This window comes from Sphingobacterium anhuiense (assembly GCF_042686355.1).
In the GTDB taxonomy this organism is placed as follows: Bacteria; Bacteroidota; Bacteroidia; order Sphingobacteriales; family Sphingobacteriaceae; genus Sphingobacterium; species Sphingobacterium anhuiense.
The window spans coordinates 27503-43018 of the sequence record NZ_JBHUPE010000010.1; the positions used below are offsets into that span (position 1 = coordinate 27503).

General features: G+C 35.4%; 18 protein-coding genes. 8 read left to right on the plus strand and 10 right to left on the minus strand.

What is annotated here, in order from left to right; all coding sequences use genetic code 11:
• Positions 1 to 95 precede the first annotated feature (95 nt).
• From ACFS6I_RS19625 to ACFS6I_RS19640, 4 genes are all read left to right on the plus strand, one after another.
• Positions 96 to 1007, plus strand: coding sequence for an AEC family transporter (locus tag ACFS6I_RS19625; protein ID WP_380923166.1), 912 nt, complete (start codon positions 96 to 98; stop codon positions 1005 to 1007).
• 86 nt (positions 1008 to 1093) lie between these two features.
• Positions 1094 to 1939 (plus strand): 5-dehydro-4-deoxy-D-glucuronate isomerase, encoded by an 846-nt coding sequence (kduI, locus tag ACFS6I_RS19630; protein ID WP_380923168.1) that lies wholly within the window; start codon positions 1094 to 1096, stop codon positions 1937 to 1939.
• Positions 1940 to 1944: 5 nt separating this feature from the next.
• Positions 1945 to 3069, plus strand: coding sequence for a DUF4861 family protein (locus ACFS6I_RS19635; RefSeq protein WP_380923170.1), 1125 nt, complete (start codon positions 1945 to 1947; stop codon positions 3067 to 3069).
• On the plus strand, positions 3069 to 3839 hold the full coding sequence (locus ACFS6I_RS19640; RefSeq protein WP_380923172.1) for an SDR family NAD(P)-dependent oxidoreductase: 771 nt from the start codon (positions 3069 to 3071) through the stop codon (positions 3837 to 3839). Before ACFS6I_RS19635 ends, ACFS6I_RS19640 begins: the two co-directional genes overlap by 1 nt.
• A 38-nt stretch (positions 3840 to 3877) precedes the next feature.
• Here the strand turns inward: ACFS6I_RS19640 and ACFS6I_RS19645 are convergent, their stop codons facing one another.
• From ACFS6I_RS19645 to ACFS6I_RS19655, 3 genes are read right to left on the minus strand one after another with little or no spacing between them, the layout of a single operon-like run.
• On the minus strand, positions 3878 to 4699 hold the full coding sequence (locus tag ACFS6I_RS19645; protein WP_380923174.1) for a formylglycine-generating enzyme family protein: 822 nt from the start codon (positions 4697 to 4699) through the stop codon (positions 3878 to 3880).
• On the minus strand, positions 4696 to 5451 hold the full coding sequence (locus tag ACFS6I_RS19650) for a hypothetical protein (RefSeq protein WP_380923176.1): 756 nt from the start codon (positions 5449 to 5451) through the stop codon (positions 4696 to 4698). Before ACFS6I_RS19650 ends, ACFS6I_RS19645 begins: the two co-directional genes overlap by 4 nt.
• A 1-nt stretch (position 5452) precedes the next feature.
• Positions 5453 to 6211 carry a hypothetical protein gene (locus tag ACFS6I_RS19655; protein WP_380923178.1) on the minus strand — a complete coding sequence of 253 codons (759 nt, stop codon included), beginning with the start codon at positions 6209 to 6211 and terminating at the stop codon, positions 5453 to 5455.
• 172 nt (positions 6212 to 6383) lie between these two features.
• On the opposite strand from ACFS6I_RS19655, the gene ACFS6I_RS19660 reads away from it, so the two are divergent.
• Positions 6384 to 6911, plus strand: a complete 528-nt coding sequence (locus ACFS6I_RS19660) for a YegJ family protein (RefSeq protein ID WP_380923180.1) — start codon at positions 6384 to 6386, stop codon at positions 6909 to 6911.
• A gap of 37 nt (positions 6912 to 6948) precedes the next feature.
• On the opposite strand, the gene nadD is transcribed toward ACFS6I_RS19660, so the two are convergent.
• The 7 genes from nadD to dnaN all read right to left on the minus strand — a co-directional run bounded on the left by nadD (position 6949) and on the right by dnaN (position 12230).
• A complete protein-coding gene (gene nadD / locus ACFS6I_RS19665; protein ID WP_021190413.1) occupies positions 6949 to 7524 on the minus strand; it encodes a nicotinate (nicotinamide) nucleotide adenylyltransferase in 576 nt (191 codons plus the stop codon).
• Positions 7524 to 8096, minus strand: coding sequence for a guanylate kinase (gene gmk / locus ACFS6I_RS19670; protein ID WP_380923182.1), 573 nt, complete (start codon positions 8094 to 8096; stop codon positions 7524 to 7526). The genes nadD and gmk overlap by 1 nt, the downstream gene beginning before the upstream one ends.
• Before the next feature lie 2 nt (positions 8097 to 8098).
• A complete protein-coding gene (locus tag ACFS6I_RS19675; RefSeq protein WP_132771739.1) occupies positions 8099 to 8974 on the minus strand; it encodes a YicC/YloC family endoribonuclease in 876 nt (291 codons plus the stop codon).
• A 58-nt stretch (positions 8975 to 9032) separates the two neighbouring features.
• Complete coding sequence (locus ACFS6I_RS19680; protein ID WP_380923185.1) at positions 9033 to 9602, minus strand: CAP domain-containing protein; 570 nt, start codon at positions 9600 to 9602, stop codon at positions 9033 to 9035.
• A gap of 64 nt (positions 9603 to 9666) precedes the next feature.
• Positions 9667 to 10314 (minus strand): DedA family protein, encoded by a 648-nt coding sequence (locus tag ACFS6I_RS19685; protein WP_380923187.1) that lies wholly within the window; start codon positions 10312 to 10314, stop codon positions 9667 to 9669.
• Positions 10315 to 10435: 121 nt separating this feature from the next.
• Positions 10436 to 11095 carry a DedA family protein gene (locus ACFS6I_RS19690; RefSeq protein ID WP_021188231.1) on the minus strand — a complete coding sequence of 220 codons (660 nt, stop codon included), beginning with the start codon at positions 11093 to 11095 and terminating at the stop codon, positions 10436 to 10438.
• A gap of 10 nt (positions 11096 to 11105) precedes the next feature.
• A complete protein-coding gene (dnaN, locus tag ACFS6I_RS19695; protein ID WP_021188232.1) occupies positions 11106 to 12230 on the minus strand; it encodes a DNA polymerase III subunit beta in 1125 nt (374 codons plus the stop codon).
• Positions 12231 to 12454: 224 nt separating this feature from the next.
• Here dnaN and ACFS6I_RS19700 point away from each other — a divergent pair, with 224 nt between their 5' ends.
• The 3 genes from ACFS6I_RS19700 (at position 12455) to ACFS6I_RS19710 (ending at position 15516) form a co-directional block, all read left to right on the plus strand.
• A complete protein-coding gene (locus ACFS6I_RS19700; RefSeq protein WP_132771742.1) occupies positions 12455 to 13597 on the plus strand; it encodes a DNA polymerase III subunit in 1143 nt (380 codons plus the stop codon).
• Between the two features lie 6 nt (positions 13598 to 13603).
• The gene (locus ACFS6I_RS19705; RefSeq protein WP_380923190.1) at positions 13604 to 14989 is read left to right on the plus strand and encodes a PSP1 domain-containing protein; all 1386 of its coding nucleotides are present in this window, start codon (positions 13604 to 13606) and stop codon (positions 14987 to 14989) included.
• Between the two features lie 62 nt (positions 14990 to 15051).
• A complete protein-coding gene (locus tag ACFS6I_RS19710; RefSeq protein ID WP_380923192.1) occupies positions 15052 to 15516 on the plus strand; it encodes a gliding motility lipoprotein GldH in 465 nt (154 codons plus the stop codon).

Consider the following 15516-nt stretch of genomic DNA (forward strand, 5'->3'; position numbering starts at 1 on the left):
AAAAGATGATTTTTATCCGATATATATTCTAAAAAATATAAAGTCAATTTCTCTTTTGAGTAACTTCGACCATTCATATCGTTTTCCAATTTAAAATGGTCAATTTTATACTTATTATATTCTGTGTCTGTGCTGGAATGCTATTTAAGCATTTTAGATTAATTCCTGAAAATGCTTCAAAAAGCATTAATATATGGGTTTTATATATCGCCTTACCTGCCGTATCTTTTAAATATATTCCCCAGATCACCTGGAGTACGCAACTTTTTTTTCCTGTCCTATCCCCTATACTTGTTGTTGCGGGGAGTTGGCTCTTTATGGAACTGTATTGTCGCTATAAAGGCTATAGTCAGCGATCAAGAAGTACGCTGGAATTGTCGTCGGCATACAGCAATACCTCTTTTATTGGTTTTCCTTTAATTATTGCCTATTATGGGGAGCAGAATCTAAGTATTGCTATTATTTGCGATCAGGTAAATTTCATGCTATTGTCTACCGTTGGGATTATTTGTGCCATCAAGGGAGACCGGAGCAATAATGAAGGGATTAAGGTTGGTGCTCTATTAATAAGACTTGTTACTTTTCCTCCTTTTATGGCCTGCATATTTGCCCTCGTATTGGCACAATACGTGGATTTGAGTATTACCGAACCATTTTTTGATAAGATCGCATCTACAGTCGCACCTTTGGCATTATTTTCTGTCGGGCTGCAGTTGCAATTTAAAGGCTTGAAGAGAGAGATTTCTCAAATTTCGATGACCTTATTGTATAAATTGATGTTAGCGCCTGCGATTGTTCTTATCGCCGCATTGTTACTCAATGTTAAGGGGGATATCGCCCGTGTGAGTATTATGGAAGCGGCTATGCCGACTTTAATTACAGCCAGTATGGTGGTACAACAATTTAGGCTAAACACGAAATTAATCAACCTCATTATTGGCTTAGGAATTATCTTAAGTCTATTGACAACAGCCATCTGGTCTTATATCATTTCCATATTTATTTAAAGTCTCCGATATCGATTGCGAAGATTATTGTGGCTTATGATCTATTTATATGTTATTTTTAGCATGTTTCTTAAATACGCTAGAATATGAAAATGAATTATGAGTCGCGCTACGCAATTAGCCCAAATGAATGTAAAACACTTGATACAAAGTCTTTAAGAGAGAACTTTTTAATAGAAAATATTTTTGAAGCAGATCAGATACATTTTACTTACTCACACTATGATCGCTACATGGCTGGAGGTGCCATGCCGGTTGCTGAAAAAATAAAATTGGAAACTATTCCAACATTATTGAAAGAACCTTTCTTTCTCAGCAGAAGAGAGCTTGGAATTATTAATGTTGGTGGAGCTGGAAAAGTAGAAGTTGATGGTACCACCTACGAATTAGGCTACAAAGAGGCCTTATATATCGGAAAAGGTGTAGAAGATGTTTACTTCAATAGTAATGATGCCTCGAATCCAGCAAAATTCTATCTAAATTCAACTCCTGCTCACCATACCTTCCCCACAAAAAAAGTAACGAAAGAGTCGGCTAATAAAATTGAACTCGGATCTCTTGAGACAGCAAACCATAGAACAATCAATCAGATGTTACTGAATAAGATTGTTGATACCTGTCAACTTCAGATGGGTATGACAGAGCTAAAACCAGGATCTATTTGGAATACGATGCCCGCACACACCCATGATCGTCGAATGGAAGTTTATTTCTACTTTGAAGTTCCCGAAGGTCAAGCGGTATCACATTTTATGGGTCCAGTAGATGAAACACGTCATATTTGGATGAAAAATGAACAAGCTGTGATTTCTCCCCCTTGGTCAATTCACGCTGGAGCTGGTACCAGTAACTATACTTTTATCTGGGGAATGGCAGGAGAAAACCTAGACTACGACGATATGGACAAATCTGCAATTACAGATTTAAAATAAATACTATGAAATCATTATTATCGGTGGCATTATTACTCGGTATTACATCTAGTTTATCTGCCCAAAATAAGAGCTCATTACTCATCCACAATACTTCTTCTTTTGAGAGAAAAGAAGTCGTGAGTATTCCTTACGAAAAATTTAAACAGCACTTTGAACTAAAAGATACCGTTTTTTCGATTTTGGAAGAAGAATCGAAAAAACCGGTCATCTATCAACTGGAAAAGCGGGGAAAATCAACACCTCAAAATGTACTGATTGCGGTTCACATTGCTCCGAAAGCAAAAATTGAACTTGCTGTTACCGCCACTGCACCTGTAAAGACAGCAAGCAAAACATATGCGCGCTATGTTCCTGAACGAAAAGATGATTTTGCATGGGAAAACAATGTTGTAGCTTTTCGAGCATATGGTAAAGCGTTAGAAGGAACTTCTGAAGATGCACAAGGTTTTGATTTTTGGTCAAAACGGACCGACGATCTAATTATTGATGAGTGGTATAAAACAGGTGATTATCATGCCGATCACGGTAAAGGTCTCGACTATTATTCTGTAGGACAAACCCTTGGGGTAGGTGATATGGCACTATACTTTAATGGTCAAATTCAGTACACAAAACACTACCGTCGATCAGAAGTACTGGACAATGGTCCTATACGCAGTACTTTCAAATTAATTTATGAGCCTCAAGAAATAGAAGGTCAGATGATCAGTATTGAAAAAGAGATATCAATTGATGCCGAAAGTCAGTTAAGTAGAATTAATGTGAATATGCATAATGCAACCGCTGCTGAGACACCTATCGTATTGGGTATCGCCAAGCGAAAAGAAGCAAATCCTAATTACACGATTTATAAAAAAGAAAACTTCTTTGCTTACTGGGAACCAGAGAATAAAGGCAATATTACCGGAACAGCGATCATTTTACCACATGTAAAGAAAGATTTTATTGATACTCCAACTCAATTTTTATGGAATATAGCGGCTAAAAATAATCAGACCCTGACTTATTATATTGGCGCAGCCTTCAACAAAGCCGGAAAAATTGAAAATATGGATGCCTGGAAAGCTTATTTGCAACAAGCATCAGAACAAATACAAAAACCATTAACCATTAGCTATAAAAAATAATGTCCATACTACAATCATTTGATTTAACAGGTAAAATAGCCCTTGTGACAGGTTGCAAAAGAGGAATTGGCAAAGCTATGGCCGAGGCATTAGCTGAGGCTGGAGCAGATATAATTGGTGTATCTGCAACATTAGAACAAGAAAATTCTGCTGTTCAAAAATCTATTGAATCTTTAGGTAGAAAATTCCATGCCTATCAGTGTGATTTTTCAAAGCGAAATGACTTGTATGCATTTATTACTAAGGTAAAAGAACAACATCCTGTCATTGATATATTAGTCAACAATGCCGGTAATATCTTACGCAAACCCGCAGCAGAACATCCGGATGAGTATTGGGATGAAATTATCGAGATCAATCAAAATGCTCAGTTTATCTTAACCAGAGAAATAGGTAAAGACATGATTTCACGTGGAACAGGAAAGGTCATATTTACAGCATCTTTACTCTCTTTTCAAGGCGGAATCAATGTACCTGGATATGCGTCTTCTAAAGGTGCTATTGCATCGCTCACGAAAGCTTTTGCAAATGAGTGGGCCTCCAAAGGTGTCAATGTGAATGCTATTGCTCCTGGATATATTGCAACAGATAATACTGAGGCATTACGCGATGATCCGGAGCGTTCTGCTTCTATCTTAGGTCGAATTCCTGCCGCAAGATGGGGAGAACCTCAAGACTTCAAAGGACCTATATTATTTCTGAGCTCTGAAGCGTCTAACTACGTTCATGGAACAATTCTGACCGTAGATGGTGGCTGGATGGGTAGATAACAAATAGATGTAGAGAGATTTCTTTTTATTAGATCTCTCTACATTTTCTTGACTACTCGAAAGCCAAGATTACTAAAAGATGCATTTGGATTGACCGAACCTATGTATTGCGAATTAAAGGATGCGCAACTATTTTTACTACACCACCAAGATCCCCCGCGTGCATGGGCAACTTTCCTACCTTTATCACGTTCTAATGCGCCTTCACAAAATTCAAACACATTACCATATACATCATATAAACCTAAAGGATTTGCTTTAAATGTTTTAATCGGTGATGTATAGAGATAACCATCCGTGGTATCGGCTACCAAATGATTTCTGCCATGCCATATATTGGCATAATTGATGATTTTTTCTAAATCTACCCCTTCAAAATACTTTGTCTCCGAACCGGCTCTTGAAGCCACTTCCCATTCATCCAATGAGGGTAATCGAACCCCTGCCCATTCGCAGTAAGCGACTGCATCCCGATAGGATATACAGGTAACAGGATGATTCATTTTATCTTTAATCCCGCCTCTACTTATTCCATTTGGAAACCGCCAATATGCCGTACTATCCTGTATCCATCGAAATTCTTCTAATCCGGGTTCAAAGACCATTGCATTACGAAATCGTTCTGCCAATGTGACATAATGCGTAGCAGAAACAAATGCAGCAAATGCTTCATTTGTTAATTCGGCTTCAGCAATAGCAAAAGCTGGAATTGAAACGGATCTTTTAGGGTTATCCAAACTGATTGTATCACCTAAAATATAAGTACCTGCCTCCACCGCAATAAACTTTTGTTCTTGGGCAAAAGAAGTATTTATGTATAAAAAAAATCCAATCAATAATATCCGAATGCTCTTCATCATTTTGAAATTTTCTGATTATAATAGTCTTGTGCCGTAGATAAGAGAAATTGTTCGTTTGCTGTATTGAAACAAACTGATGTCATATAATTAGCATCGCCCAAATACAATTTTCCATACATCTTAGATTTCAGGTAAGGAGTGTACTGTTCTTTTTTTAATATTAAAGATAATACCGTCAAAACATCCCTATCTTTCCTATTTGTTTGATAATAGCGAATCATAGCCGGGATACTTTCCCATGCAGAAATTTCGACAAGGGCCGATTTTAAATTGACACCCATATGTTTCTTTACAGCTATGGTTTCAAAAATCAATGTCTGTACTGTATCGCGATTCTGTTTGAGAAATTTATATTGATCCGCGCTCCAGTCGACTCCTGAAAGACGAAAGGTAAGTAACCCAAAGATCTTTTGATCTTCACCCCGACTTGTCATATCATCTATACAAGCCTGACTATATACTTCTGGATGAATCATAACATAGGTAAACTGTTCTTTTAAATTCAATCGCTTAAATTCGTCCTTAGAAATAGCTGCGATGTAATCTGCAATCATGCCATCATCTTCTGGTTCTTTAATTTTTTTGATTAAAGATTCAACTTTTCTCAAACCAAACTCAGGTTTTGTCTCCTGCTCGCGGTATGCCCTATAGTTTCGATCAGCCTGTGTCGGTTCAACATAAACATGCTCTTGTGCAATTAATGTTGTACATAGACAAATCATAAAGAGGCTGACATTAATTATTCGCTTCATATTATTTCTTTTTTACTTTGTAGTAACGATTTGCCCGCTCACAAATTAAATCCTCATTTGCTTTATTATAGTTCAAGTAGGCATAATAACCAGCATCTGTACCATACAATTTCTGATAGGATACTGAATTGAGGAATTCTTCATATTCGCCACGTTTCATTAATAGCATCAGTAAGGTTAGTGCATCTTTATCCTTTGGTGTATTTTTAACATACGTAATGATAAAAGGAATCATGTTCCAAGCATTCATTTCTAAAATTGCTTCTTTGTAGTTAATGCCCATCCATTTGCTCCGTCCAACTGATTCTTGAATGAGTTTCAATACCGAATCTCGATTTTCAAGAAGAAAGTCAGCTTGTCTCTGGCTCCAGCTCGCCTCATTAAATCCCGTTTCAAGCTGTCCGAAAATGCGTTTCTGAAGATCATTTTGATATTCTGGAATAGCACAATTCTGTTGAGAAAGTTCTGCATGGATCATTACATAAGTAAATTTCTCTCTTAGGGGCAGTCCATTAAACTGTGAAGCACTTATCGCCTCAAAACCTCCATCAGAGCTTCCTTCTGGATCTTCTTTAAATGTAATATTTGATATTAACGTCTTGATTTTCGTCAATCCGTACGGCGGTATAGTCATTTTAGTGCGCAATTCGTATCCTTTTTCATCCCTAGTGTAAGAACTTCCATCATCCTCGTTCGTCTGAGCAAATGATTTTATAAAGCCTGAAAAAAGCAGAATCAATAATATTAAATGATGCTTCATTGTTTTAATATAAGTTAGTCCAGTTGTCCATTTAAAATTTATTGAAGATATGAATAAACTGTTATATAAAAATACAGACCCTAGTACTAGTCATTTCTCTTCTATTTGCAGTAAATACTAAATTATGATTATCTTAAAATAATATTTCTAAGCTAATACAAATAAACAAACAATGCTACATTCAAAAAACAGTCCAATTTTCAAGTTATTTTTTTTATTACTCGTACTCGTATCGTTCTCATTTATTTCGTGCCAAAACACGATTAAAGACAAGATAAAGAATGATGATGTCATCGAATTCAATGGTGATGATCAAGCCATGAACCAGGCCATTCTCGAAGCAAATAAAACGTTTCAGAATTTTGAAACTTCTTTTAAAAATCCCCAGGAAGGATACGAGAGTTTTGCTATCAAAGTAAGATTCGATACAGAAGATGGGGGTGGTGAACATATTTGGGTGGGTAATCTAACCTCAGATGGCAAATCATATCGTGGTACCGTTAATAATGAACCGCAACTAACTAAGGTTGTAAAATATGGTGATCAAGTAACAATAGATCCGCAACGGATCTCTGATTGGATGTATCTAGATAAAGGGGTCCTAAAAGGTGGATATACCATCCGTGTTATGAAAAAGAACCTATCTGAAGAAGAAAAAAAGGCTTTTGATCAGGAAGTTGGATTTATTATAGAAGATTGAAATTCATAAAAAAGGCGAAACTTAAGTTTCGCCTTTTTTATGAATATAGTCCTTTTTTTTCGATAAACTCAATGACTTTATCCGGAGTATAGAATTTGATATTGCTTCCCTCCTTCACCGCTTGCCTAAGAAAGGTAGAAGACAATTCCATCATCGGTGTTTGTGTTAAGGTTATTGACGGATGTTCTTTCATTGTACCGCCATTATAACCAGGTCTTGGATAAACATAAATATGATAATCCCGTAAAATAATATCGTGATTCTTCCACTTTGAAAAGGTCTCTAAAATATCTTCACCCATAATTAAAACAAATTCATGCGTGGGATATTTTTCTGCCAGATGTGTTAAAGTATCGATAGTATACGAGGGTTGCGGTAAACTAAATTCAATGGAACTTGCCTTTAAATTTTCGGTCTCTTCAATTGCCAGATTAACCATCTCTAAACGGTCGTACATATTGCCTAGGCTCTCTTTCTTTTTAAATGGATTTTGTGGGGATACCACAAACCAAACTTCGTCCAGCTCAGTATAGTTGGCCATGTAATTGGCAATAATCAAATGCCCAACATGAACTGGATTAAAAGACCCGAAGAATAAACCGACTTTAGCCATTACTTTTTATTCAGAAAGTCCATTACCAATTTCTCTGCTTCCACAACAGCAACATCCAAATCATAATTTTTTAAAATCACATCAAACTTATCTGCATAAGATAATTCGGATTCAGCTTTTGCAAAACGTTCCTGCAATTTTTCTTCTGAATCTGTTCCCCTACCACGCAGGCGTTCTTTTAAAACTTCTAAGGAAGGAGGTTGCACAAAAATAGATAAGGCTTCGTCTGGAAACTTTGAACGTAAACGAAGTCCTCCAATCACATCAATATCAAAAATAACATGTTTACCCCGTGCCCAGATACGTTCTACTTCAGAACGTAATGTTCCATAAAATGTACCTGAATACACTTCTTCGAATTCGATGAACTCTTGTTTCGCAATCTTATGTAGAAAGTCTTCTTTTGATATAAAGTAATAATCTTTGCCATCTATTTCTTCACCGCGCGGTTCGCGTGTACTAGCAGAAATAGAAAACTCCAACTTATCACCATGTTTACTTAATAGATTCTTTACGATTGTTGTTTTACCTGCTCCTGATGGTGCCGAGAATATAATTAACTTACCTGCCATTCCTATAATACGTTGAGCAATTGCTCTTTAATTTTTTCTAATTCTTCTTTCATTTTTACCACGATCTGCTGAATACCAGCGTGGTTGGCTTTTGATCCTAGCGTATTGATCTCCCTACCCATTTCTTGAGAAATAAATCCTAATTTCTTACCATTAGAATCAGATGCTTTCAAAGCTTTTTGAAAATAGGTACAGTGTGAGCGTAGACGTACTTTCTCTTCTGTAATATCTAATTTGTCGATATAATAGATCAATTCTTGTTCAAAACGGTTTTTATCAACATTTTCCTTACCTACAGTTTCTTCCAGGTAATGGCCTATACGTTCGCGTATTAAAGGAATACGGTCCATTTCAACAGCTTCGACTTCGGTTAAATAAGTTAAGATCAATTCAACACGATCTGTCAGGTCCTGCGAAAGAACTGCTCCTTCATCTGCTCTGAAAATATTAAATTGCTCTACTGCCGCGTAAAATGCTTCTAATAACAATCGTGATTCTTCTTCATCAACTTCATTATCATTATTAGCAATTACTTCGGGCATATTTAGAGCCAATTCGAAAAGAGAAACTTGTTTATCTCCCAGTTCAAAAGCAATTTGTTGTAATTGAGTATAGTATTTTTTTAGCAAATCTGCATTAATTGTTGATGCTTTTGCCGTTTGATCAGAATATTCAACGTTTACAGAAAGGTTCACCTTACCTCTTTCAATAAGTTTACTGCACTCTGTACGTAAAGTCAATTCCTTGTCCGAAACTGCTTTTGGTAAACGCAGATTTAATTCAAGAAATTTAGAATTCAAGGATTTAATCTCGACGCTGTACTTAACTTTTCCATTGTCTTTTACAGCAGTGCCGTATCCTGTCATTGATTTTATCATATGCAAAGGTAAGAAACATTCCAATAATGCATAATATCAAGACTATAAATTGATTAATTTACCAATCATGCTTGGCAATAATGACACATAAATAACTTTTTTGATGTCCTTTCTTCCCTGTAGTAGCAAAACCAATACCGATATCATATAGAGAGGCATTCCATTCGTCCATCCCCAATAAATGTTTTCGATGATGATAACCGGGTGCTTCTTTACCAATAATTAAACCTTTTATTGCGTCTGAGGCACTTGGCCAATTCCAAGCAATAGATTCAAAATTATTTGCCCGCTTATTTTTGAGCCATTTGGAATTCAAATCATAACCTGCTTGTTGAATATAATAATTAGGACCTATACCATCTGGATTGACATGGTCAAAATAATTTCGCTTGGCCATATCCTTGGCTCGCGATTCGGCAACTTCAGCAAGCCTATTATTCCAATTCAGTGACTTTCGTGTCACTTTATTCAAATTGAATAAACCGAGCTTCTTTTTATACCGTTCAGGATTTTTACGGATTTCATTCAGAAGATGATATGCTTCTTTTGCCTGCTTTTTTTCTACTCTTACTTGTGCTGATGATAATGAAAATAGTAGACTTAAACTGAAAATTAATAGGTACTTCATGTAAATAAATAGATGCTTCGTGTGAAATTCTTTCACAAAATAGACTCAAAAAAGGATCTTAGGTTTAGACCGCAGAAGATTTTTTATGATTAAAAAACTGTACCAGCACAGGTACAACACTAATGATGATAACCAGGAAGACGACTAAAGAGAAATTATTCCTAACCATTGGGATTTGTCCAAAAAAATATCCCCCTAATAAAAATAATGTGACCCATAATAGCCCTCCAAAAATATTATAGGTGCCAAATTTAACATAAGTCATATGGCTAACTCCTGCAAAAAAGGGCGCAAATGTGCGTACTATTGGAACAAAGCGGGCATAGATAATGGCTCTATTACCATGTTTAGTATAAAAAGACTGGGTGTTGATTAAATATTCGGGTTTAAATATTTTAGACTTTGGCCTGAAAACTCGATGTCCCAAATATTTTCCAATTTCATAATTAACAAAGTCTCCTAAAACTGCTGCTGTCACTAACACCAACCAAAATAAAGACAAAGATAGATCACTTTCTGGAAGAGCAATAATAGCTCCTAATGCAAATAATACCGAATCTCCTGGTAAAAATGGTGTTATAACAAGACCTGTTTCAGCAAACACAATTAAGAATATAATCAGGTAAGTCCATCCTTGATAATCATGAACAATTTGAATAAGATGCTTATCGATATGTAAAATAAACTCAATGAGATTTGTGATAATATCCATTTAAATGCATGTTTAATAAAATCAAATACTTACTTTTTTGATCATCGAACCTTATTGGGTTACAAATACCTTATTTTATGATACGATACTAAAAAATTGCCTGTAATAAAAAAGGAAGCTTTTAGGCTTCCTTCTTACTTTTAAATTTTTCTTTTAAGACTTCAAAGACAATCGGCAATACTGATAATAAGATAATCAACAGCACTACTTTTGAAAAATTATCTCTGATGATCGGTATATTACCTAAAAAATATCCTGCTAATGTAATCCCTACGACCCAGAGAATTGCTCCAATAACATTATAAGTTATAAAAGTGCCATAATGCATTCTTCCAATTCCTCCTACAAATGGAGCCAGTGTTCTGACAATAGGCACAAAGCGTGCAATTACAATTGTTTTACTACCATACTTTTCATAAAAAGTATGTGTCTTTTGAATCTGCTCGTCTTTGATTACCTGCTTACCAAATAGTTTAAATTTGGTCATCTGCATTCCAAATCGCTTCCCGATGGCATAATTAAGAGAATCTCCCGATACCGCGGCTACTAATAAGATAGCAATCATCAACCAGACATTAAGTTCATTTGGCTGTGCTGCTAGCATTCCTGCTGCAAATAGTAAAGAATCGCCTGGTAAAAATGGCATCACAACTACTCCTGTTTCAACAAAAATAATCAGAAATAAGATGAGATATGTCCACGTTTTATAATCATTTACGATCTCAAGTAAATGTTTATCAATATGCAGAACAAAATCAATGATATGCGCTATAACCTCCAAAACAGTGCGATTAACCGATGTTATTTAACATAACTGGCATAACCAGCATTAAAATATCTTCATTTTCTTCTGCTACTGCTGGAATTAGCAAACCTGCACGATTGGCTGTACTCATTTCAATGACTACTTCTTCGCTAGCTAGATTGTTTAACATCTCCACTAAAAATTTAGCGTTGAAACCAATTTCCATATCTTCCCCTTCAAACTGACATCCTAAGCGCTCATGAGCTTCATTAGAAAAATCAAGATCTTCAGCAGAAATATTCAATTCACTACCTGAGATTTTCAAACGTACCTGATGCGTTGTTTTATTCGCAAAAATAACAACACGACGTAACGTATTTAAAAATAGTAAACGGTCAACAGTTAACTTATTTGGATTCACCTGCGGAATTACAGCTTCGTAATCTGGGTAACGCTCATCAATCAAACGACAAATTAAATTGATGTTACCAAAACTAAAAAATGCATTTGTCGAATTATATTCAATCGAAACATTGATATCTTCTGATGGCAAAGATGATTTTAATAAAGACAATGCTTTTTTTGGAAGAATTAATGAAGCAGGCTTTTCTACGCCAATATCAGAACGTCTGTAGCGTACCAGTTTATGTGCATCTGTAGATACAAACGTTACGGCCTTATCTCCCAATTGAACTAACACACCTGACATCGCCGGTCTTAACTCATCATTACTAACAGCAAATATTGTTTTACTAATTGCCTCTGCTAATATTGGAGCAGGCATATGAACAGTATGAGCATTGTCAATTACTGGAATTTTAGGGAAATCCTCAGGATTCTCACCACTCAACTTATATTTTCCGTCTCCAGCACTGATCTCGATCGCTAGCGTATTATTATCAACAAAAAAAGCAACTGGTTGATCTGGTAATGTTTTTAAGGTCTCTATTAAAATTTTAGAAGGCATCGCTACTTTTCCTTCTTCTTTAGCCTCAATTTGCAATGACGTAACCATGCTTGTCTGCAAATCTGTCGCAGATATTGTTAACGTATTGTCTTTTATTTCAAAAAGAAAGTTCTCTAAAATAGGTAGAACTGTACTACTACTTGAAGCGCCATTAATAGCTTGAAGTTGTTTTAATAAAATCGATGTGGATACTATAAATCTCATTTCCTAAAATTATGAATTATATCTGCAATATTACGCAAAAGAATCTACATTTTTAGAAGGTGTATATCCAAATAGCGGAAAATTAACTGTATAAACTTTATCCTGCTACAGGTTAGTAAATAATTGAATTTCAATAAAATTGACATCATATATCCCATTTATATTTTGAATATAAATAAATGCTGTCTATTATTTATTACATTTGTATAGACTAGGAGTAGTATATGCAATTTAGGGATATTATTGGACATGATTTAGTTAAAGCTCATCTGATCAGCACAGTTCGTGAAAACCGTGTGAGTCATGCGCAATTATTTCTTGGACCAGAAGGTTCTGGCTCACTAGCTTTAGCTTTAGCTTACGCACAATTTATTAATTGCGAAAATAAAGCCGAGTTTGATAGCTGCGGTTTATGCTCATCCTGTAGGAAATATAATAAACTTATACATCCGGATCTGCATTTTTCTTATCCTTTTATTGCGAAGCATAAGGAGGATAATGCTGCGACATTTATTGAGAATTGGCGAAAAGCATTTTTGAATAATCCGTACCTAAGTTTAGAAAATTGGCGACAACAACTTGATGCCGACAATAAGCAGGTTAACATCAATATTGCTGAAGCACATGAAATAATCAAAAAATTAAGTTTAAAGTCTTTTGAGGCTGAATTTAAAGTTTTGATTATGTGGCTACCTGAATATTTAGAAAAAGAAGGTAACGCCTTATTAAAATTGATTGAGGAACCACCAGAAAAAACATTGTTCCTTTTGGTGGCTGAAAATCAGAATAAAATATTAAACACGATTATTTCGAGAACACAGCTCGTTAAAATTAATAAATTGAGTCATCAAGCGATTACATCGTATTTAATAGAAAATAAAAACCTCGAAGAATCTGAAGCAAGAGATATTGCTTTTATAGCTGACGGTAACGTACAGGAAGCTATAAATATGATCGATACGCAGACGAACAACCATTTCAATTTATTGGTTAAATGGTTACGGCTTATTGTTCAGGATTCTGGTCTAAATATCATCAGCATTTGCGAAGAGGAATTGGCTAAATTAGGTCGTGAAAATCAAAAAACGTTTTTGATGTATGCTATTAATATCATGCGTCAGATTATTTTAATTAAACTCGATCTCTCAAACTTAGTATTTCTATCCGCGCATGAACTTGATTTTGTAAACAAGTTTGCTACTCATTATACCATCGAACAAATTGAAGAAACAATTAATTTGTTTGAAACAACACACTATAGTGTGGAAAGAAATGCAAATCCTAAAATATTATTTTTAGATTTATCTTTGCAATTAGTATTAATGTTTAAATACAAAACGTTTCCGAAAGGAACTCAATATATATAGAAAACTATGGGATGTGGCAGTTGCTCATCCGGCGGAGGTTGTGGAAGTACGACGACAGTGGGCGGTACTCCAGCAGGTTGCCAAAATAATGGCTCTTGCATGACTAGCGGATGTAATAAATTAGATGTATATGACTGGCTATCTGATATGGATATGCCATCCAACTATAAACCTTTTGACATTGTAGAAGTTCGATTTAAGGGATCCCGAAAAGATTTCTTTGTCAATTCAGACAATCTATATTTAGAAATTGGTGAAATGGTTGCTGTAGAACCTACTACAGGCGGATATGATATAGGACACGTTTCTCTAACTGGCGAACTCGTTCGCTTACAGTTAAAGAAAAACAATGTGAGTTTAGAGAGTGTTACCAAAAAAATCTACCGTAAACCTACTGAGGCCGATGTTGAAAAATTCAATATGGCAAAAGATCTGGAATGGGAGACGATGCATAAAGCGCGTAATTTAGCTTTAGAATTGGGCCTTTCCATGAAAATTTCTGATGTAGATTATCAAGGTGATAAAACAAAGGCAACTTTCTACTATACAGCAGAAGGTCGTGTGGATTTCCGTGAGTTAATTAAAAGAATGGCGGAGTCATTCCGTATTCGAATAGAAATGAGACAGATTGGTATGAGACAAGAAGCAAGCCGCTTAGGTGGTATAGGTTCTTGTGGTCGCGAATTATGTTGTTCGACATGGTTAACAGATTTTAAAACTGTTTCAACTTCTGCAGCTAGATATCAAAATCTATCGCTTAATACGCTAAAATTAGCGGGTCAATGCGGTAAATTGAAGTGTTGCTTAAATTACGAATTGGATAGTTATATGGATGCTTTAAAGGATATTCCTAATAATGTAGACCGTATCGAAACTTTGAAGGGAAATGCATATTTGCAAAAAACCGACATTTTCAAGAAAATGATGTGGTTCTCTTATCCTGGAGCTGAGAGTTGGATTGCACTTCCTGTGGATCAGGTCAAAGAACTAATCGAGAAGAATAAACAGGGCATTAAAGTTGAAGAGTTGATCACAACTGTTGATACTGAGATTAAAGAAGAAAAAATTGTTAATTATGATTACGAGAACGTAGTCGGTCAAGATAGCTTAACCCGTCTGGACGAAAAAAACAAAAGAAAAAGAAATAATAAAGGTAGATCCAAACCTAACAATCGTGCAAAAACTGTTGCGGAACCTAATGTAAAAACGCAGCCGGTAAAGCTAGAGAAACCGCAACAAAAGCAGGATAAAAATACAAAGGTTTTAAATGTAGACAAAACTACTGCTTCTGTCCAAAGTAAAGAAGGTACAGGAAGTAAGCCAAAAAGACGTTTCAATAAGAATCGAAATAATAGAAATAAAGGCAATAACACTGATCCTTCAGCTGAATAATAAGTTATTGCATTAATTGGCGAGAATAGCTATTCTCGCCAATTTTATAGACTTAAATAAGAATGAAAAACAACGCGTTTCTAATTGGCTTTATACTGATAATACTATTGGGTGCTTGCGATTCCAATACCATTATTGATAAAAATGTCAATATTAACAACAAAGAATGGCTCCATTCTGATAAACCAAGCTTTAACATACATATTTCAGATATCTCTAAAAAATATGACGTTTGGTTAAATGTTCGACACACGGCAAAATACCCTTATTCTAACCTTTTTGTTTTAGTACATGAAAAAGGTCCCAAAACTAAAGAATACAGCTATAGAAAAGCGCTCAAATTAGCAGAAGCTGATGGAAAATGGACAGGAAAAAGCGCAGGTTCTTTATATACGCAGCGTAGCCTTATTCATCAAAATTATACGTTCCCAGATACCGGTATTTACCAATTCATTTTTGAACAGAATATGCGCGACAATCCGCTTGTAGAAATAAGTGATGTTGGATTAAATATTATGAGCAAATAA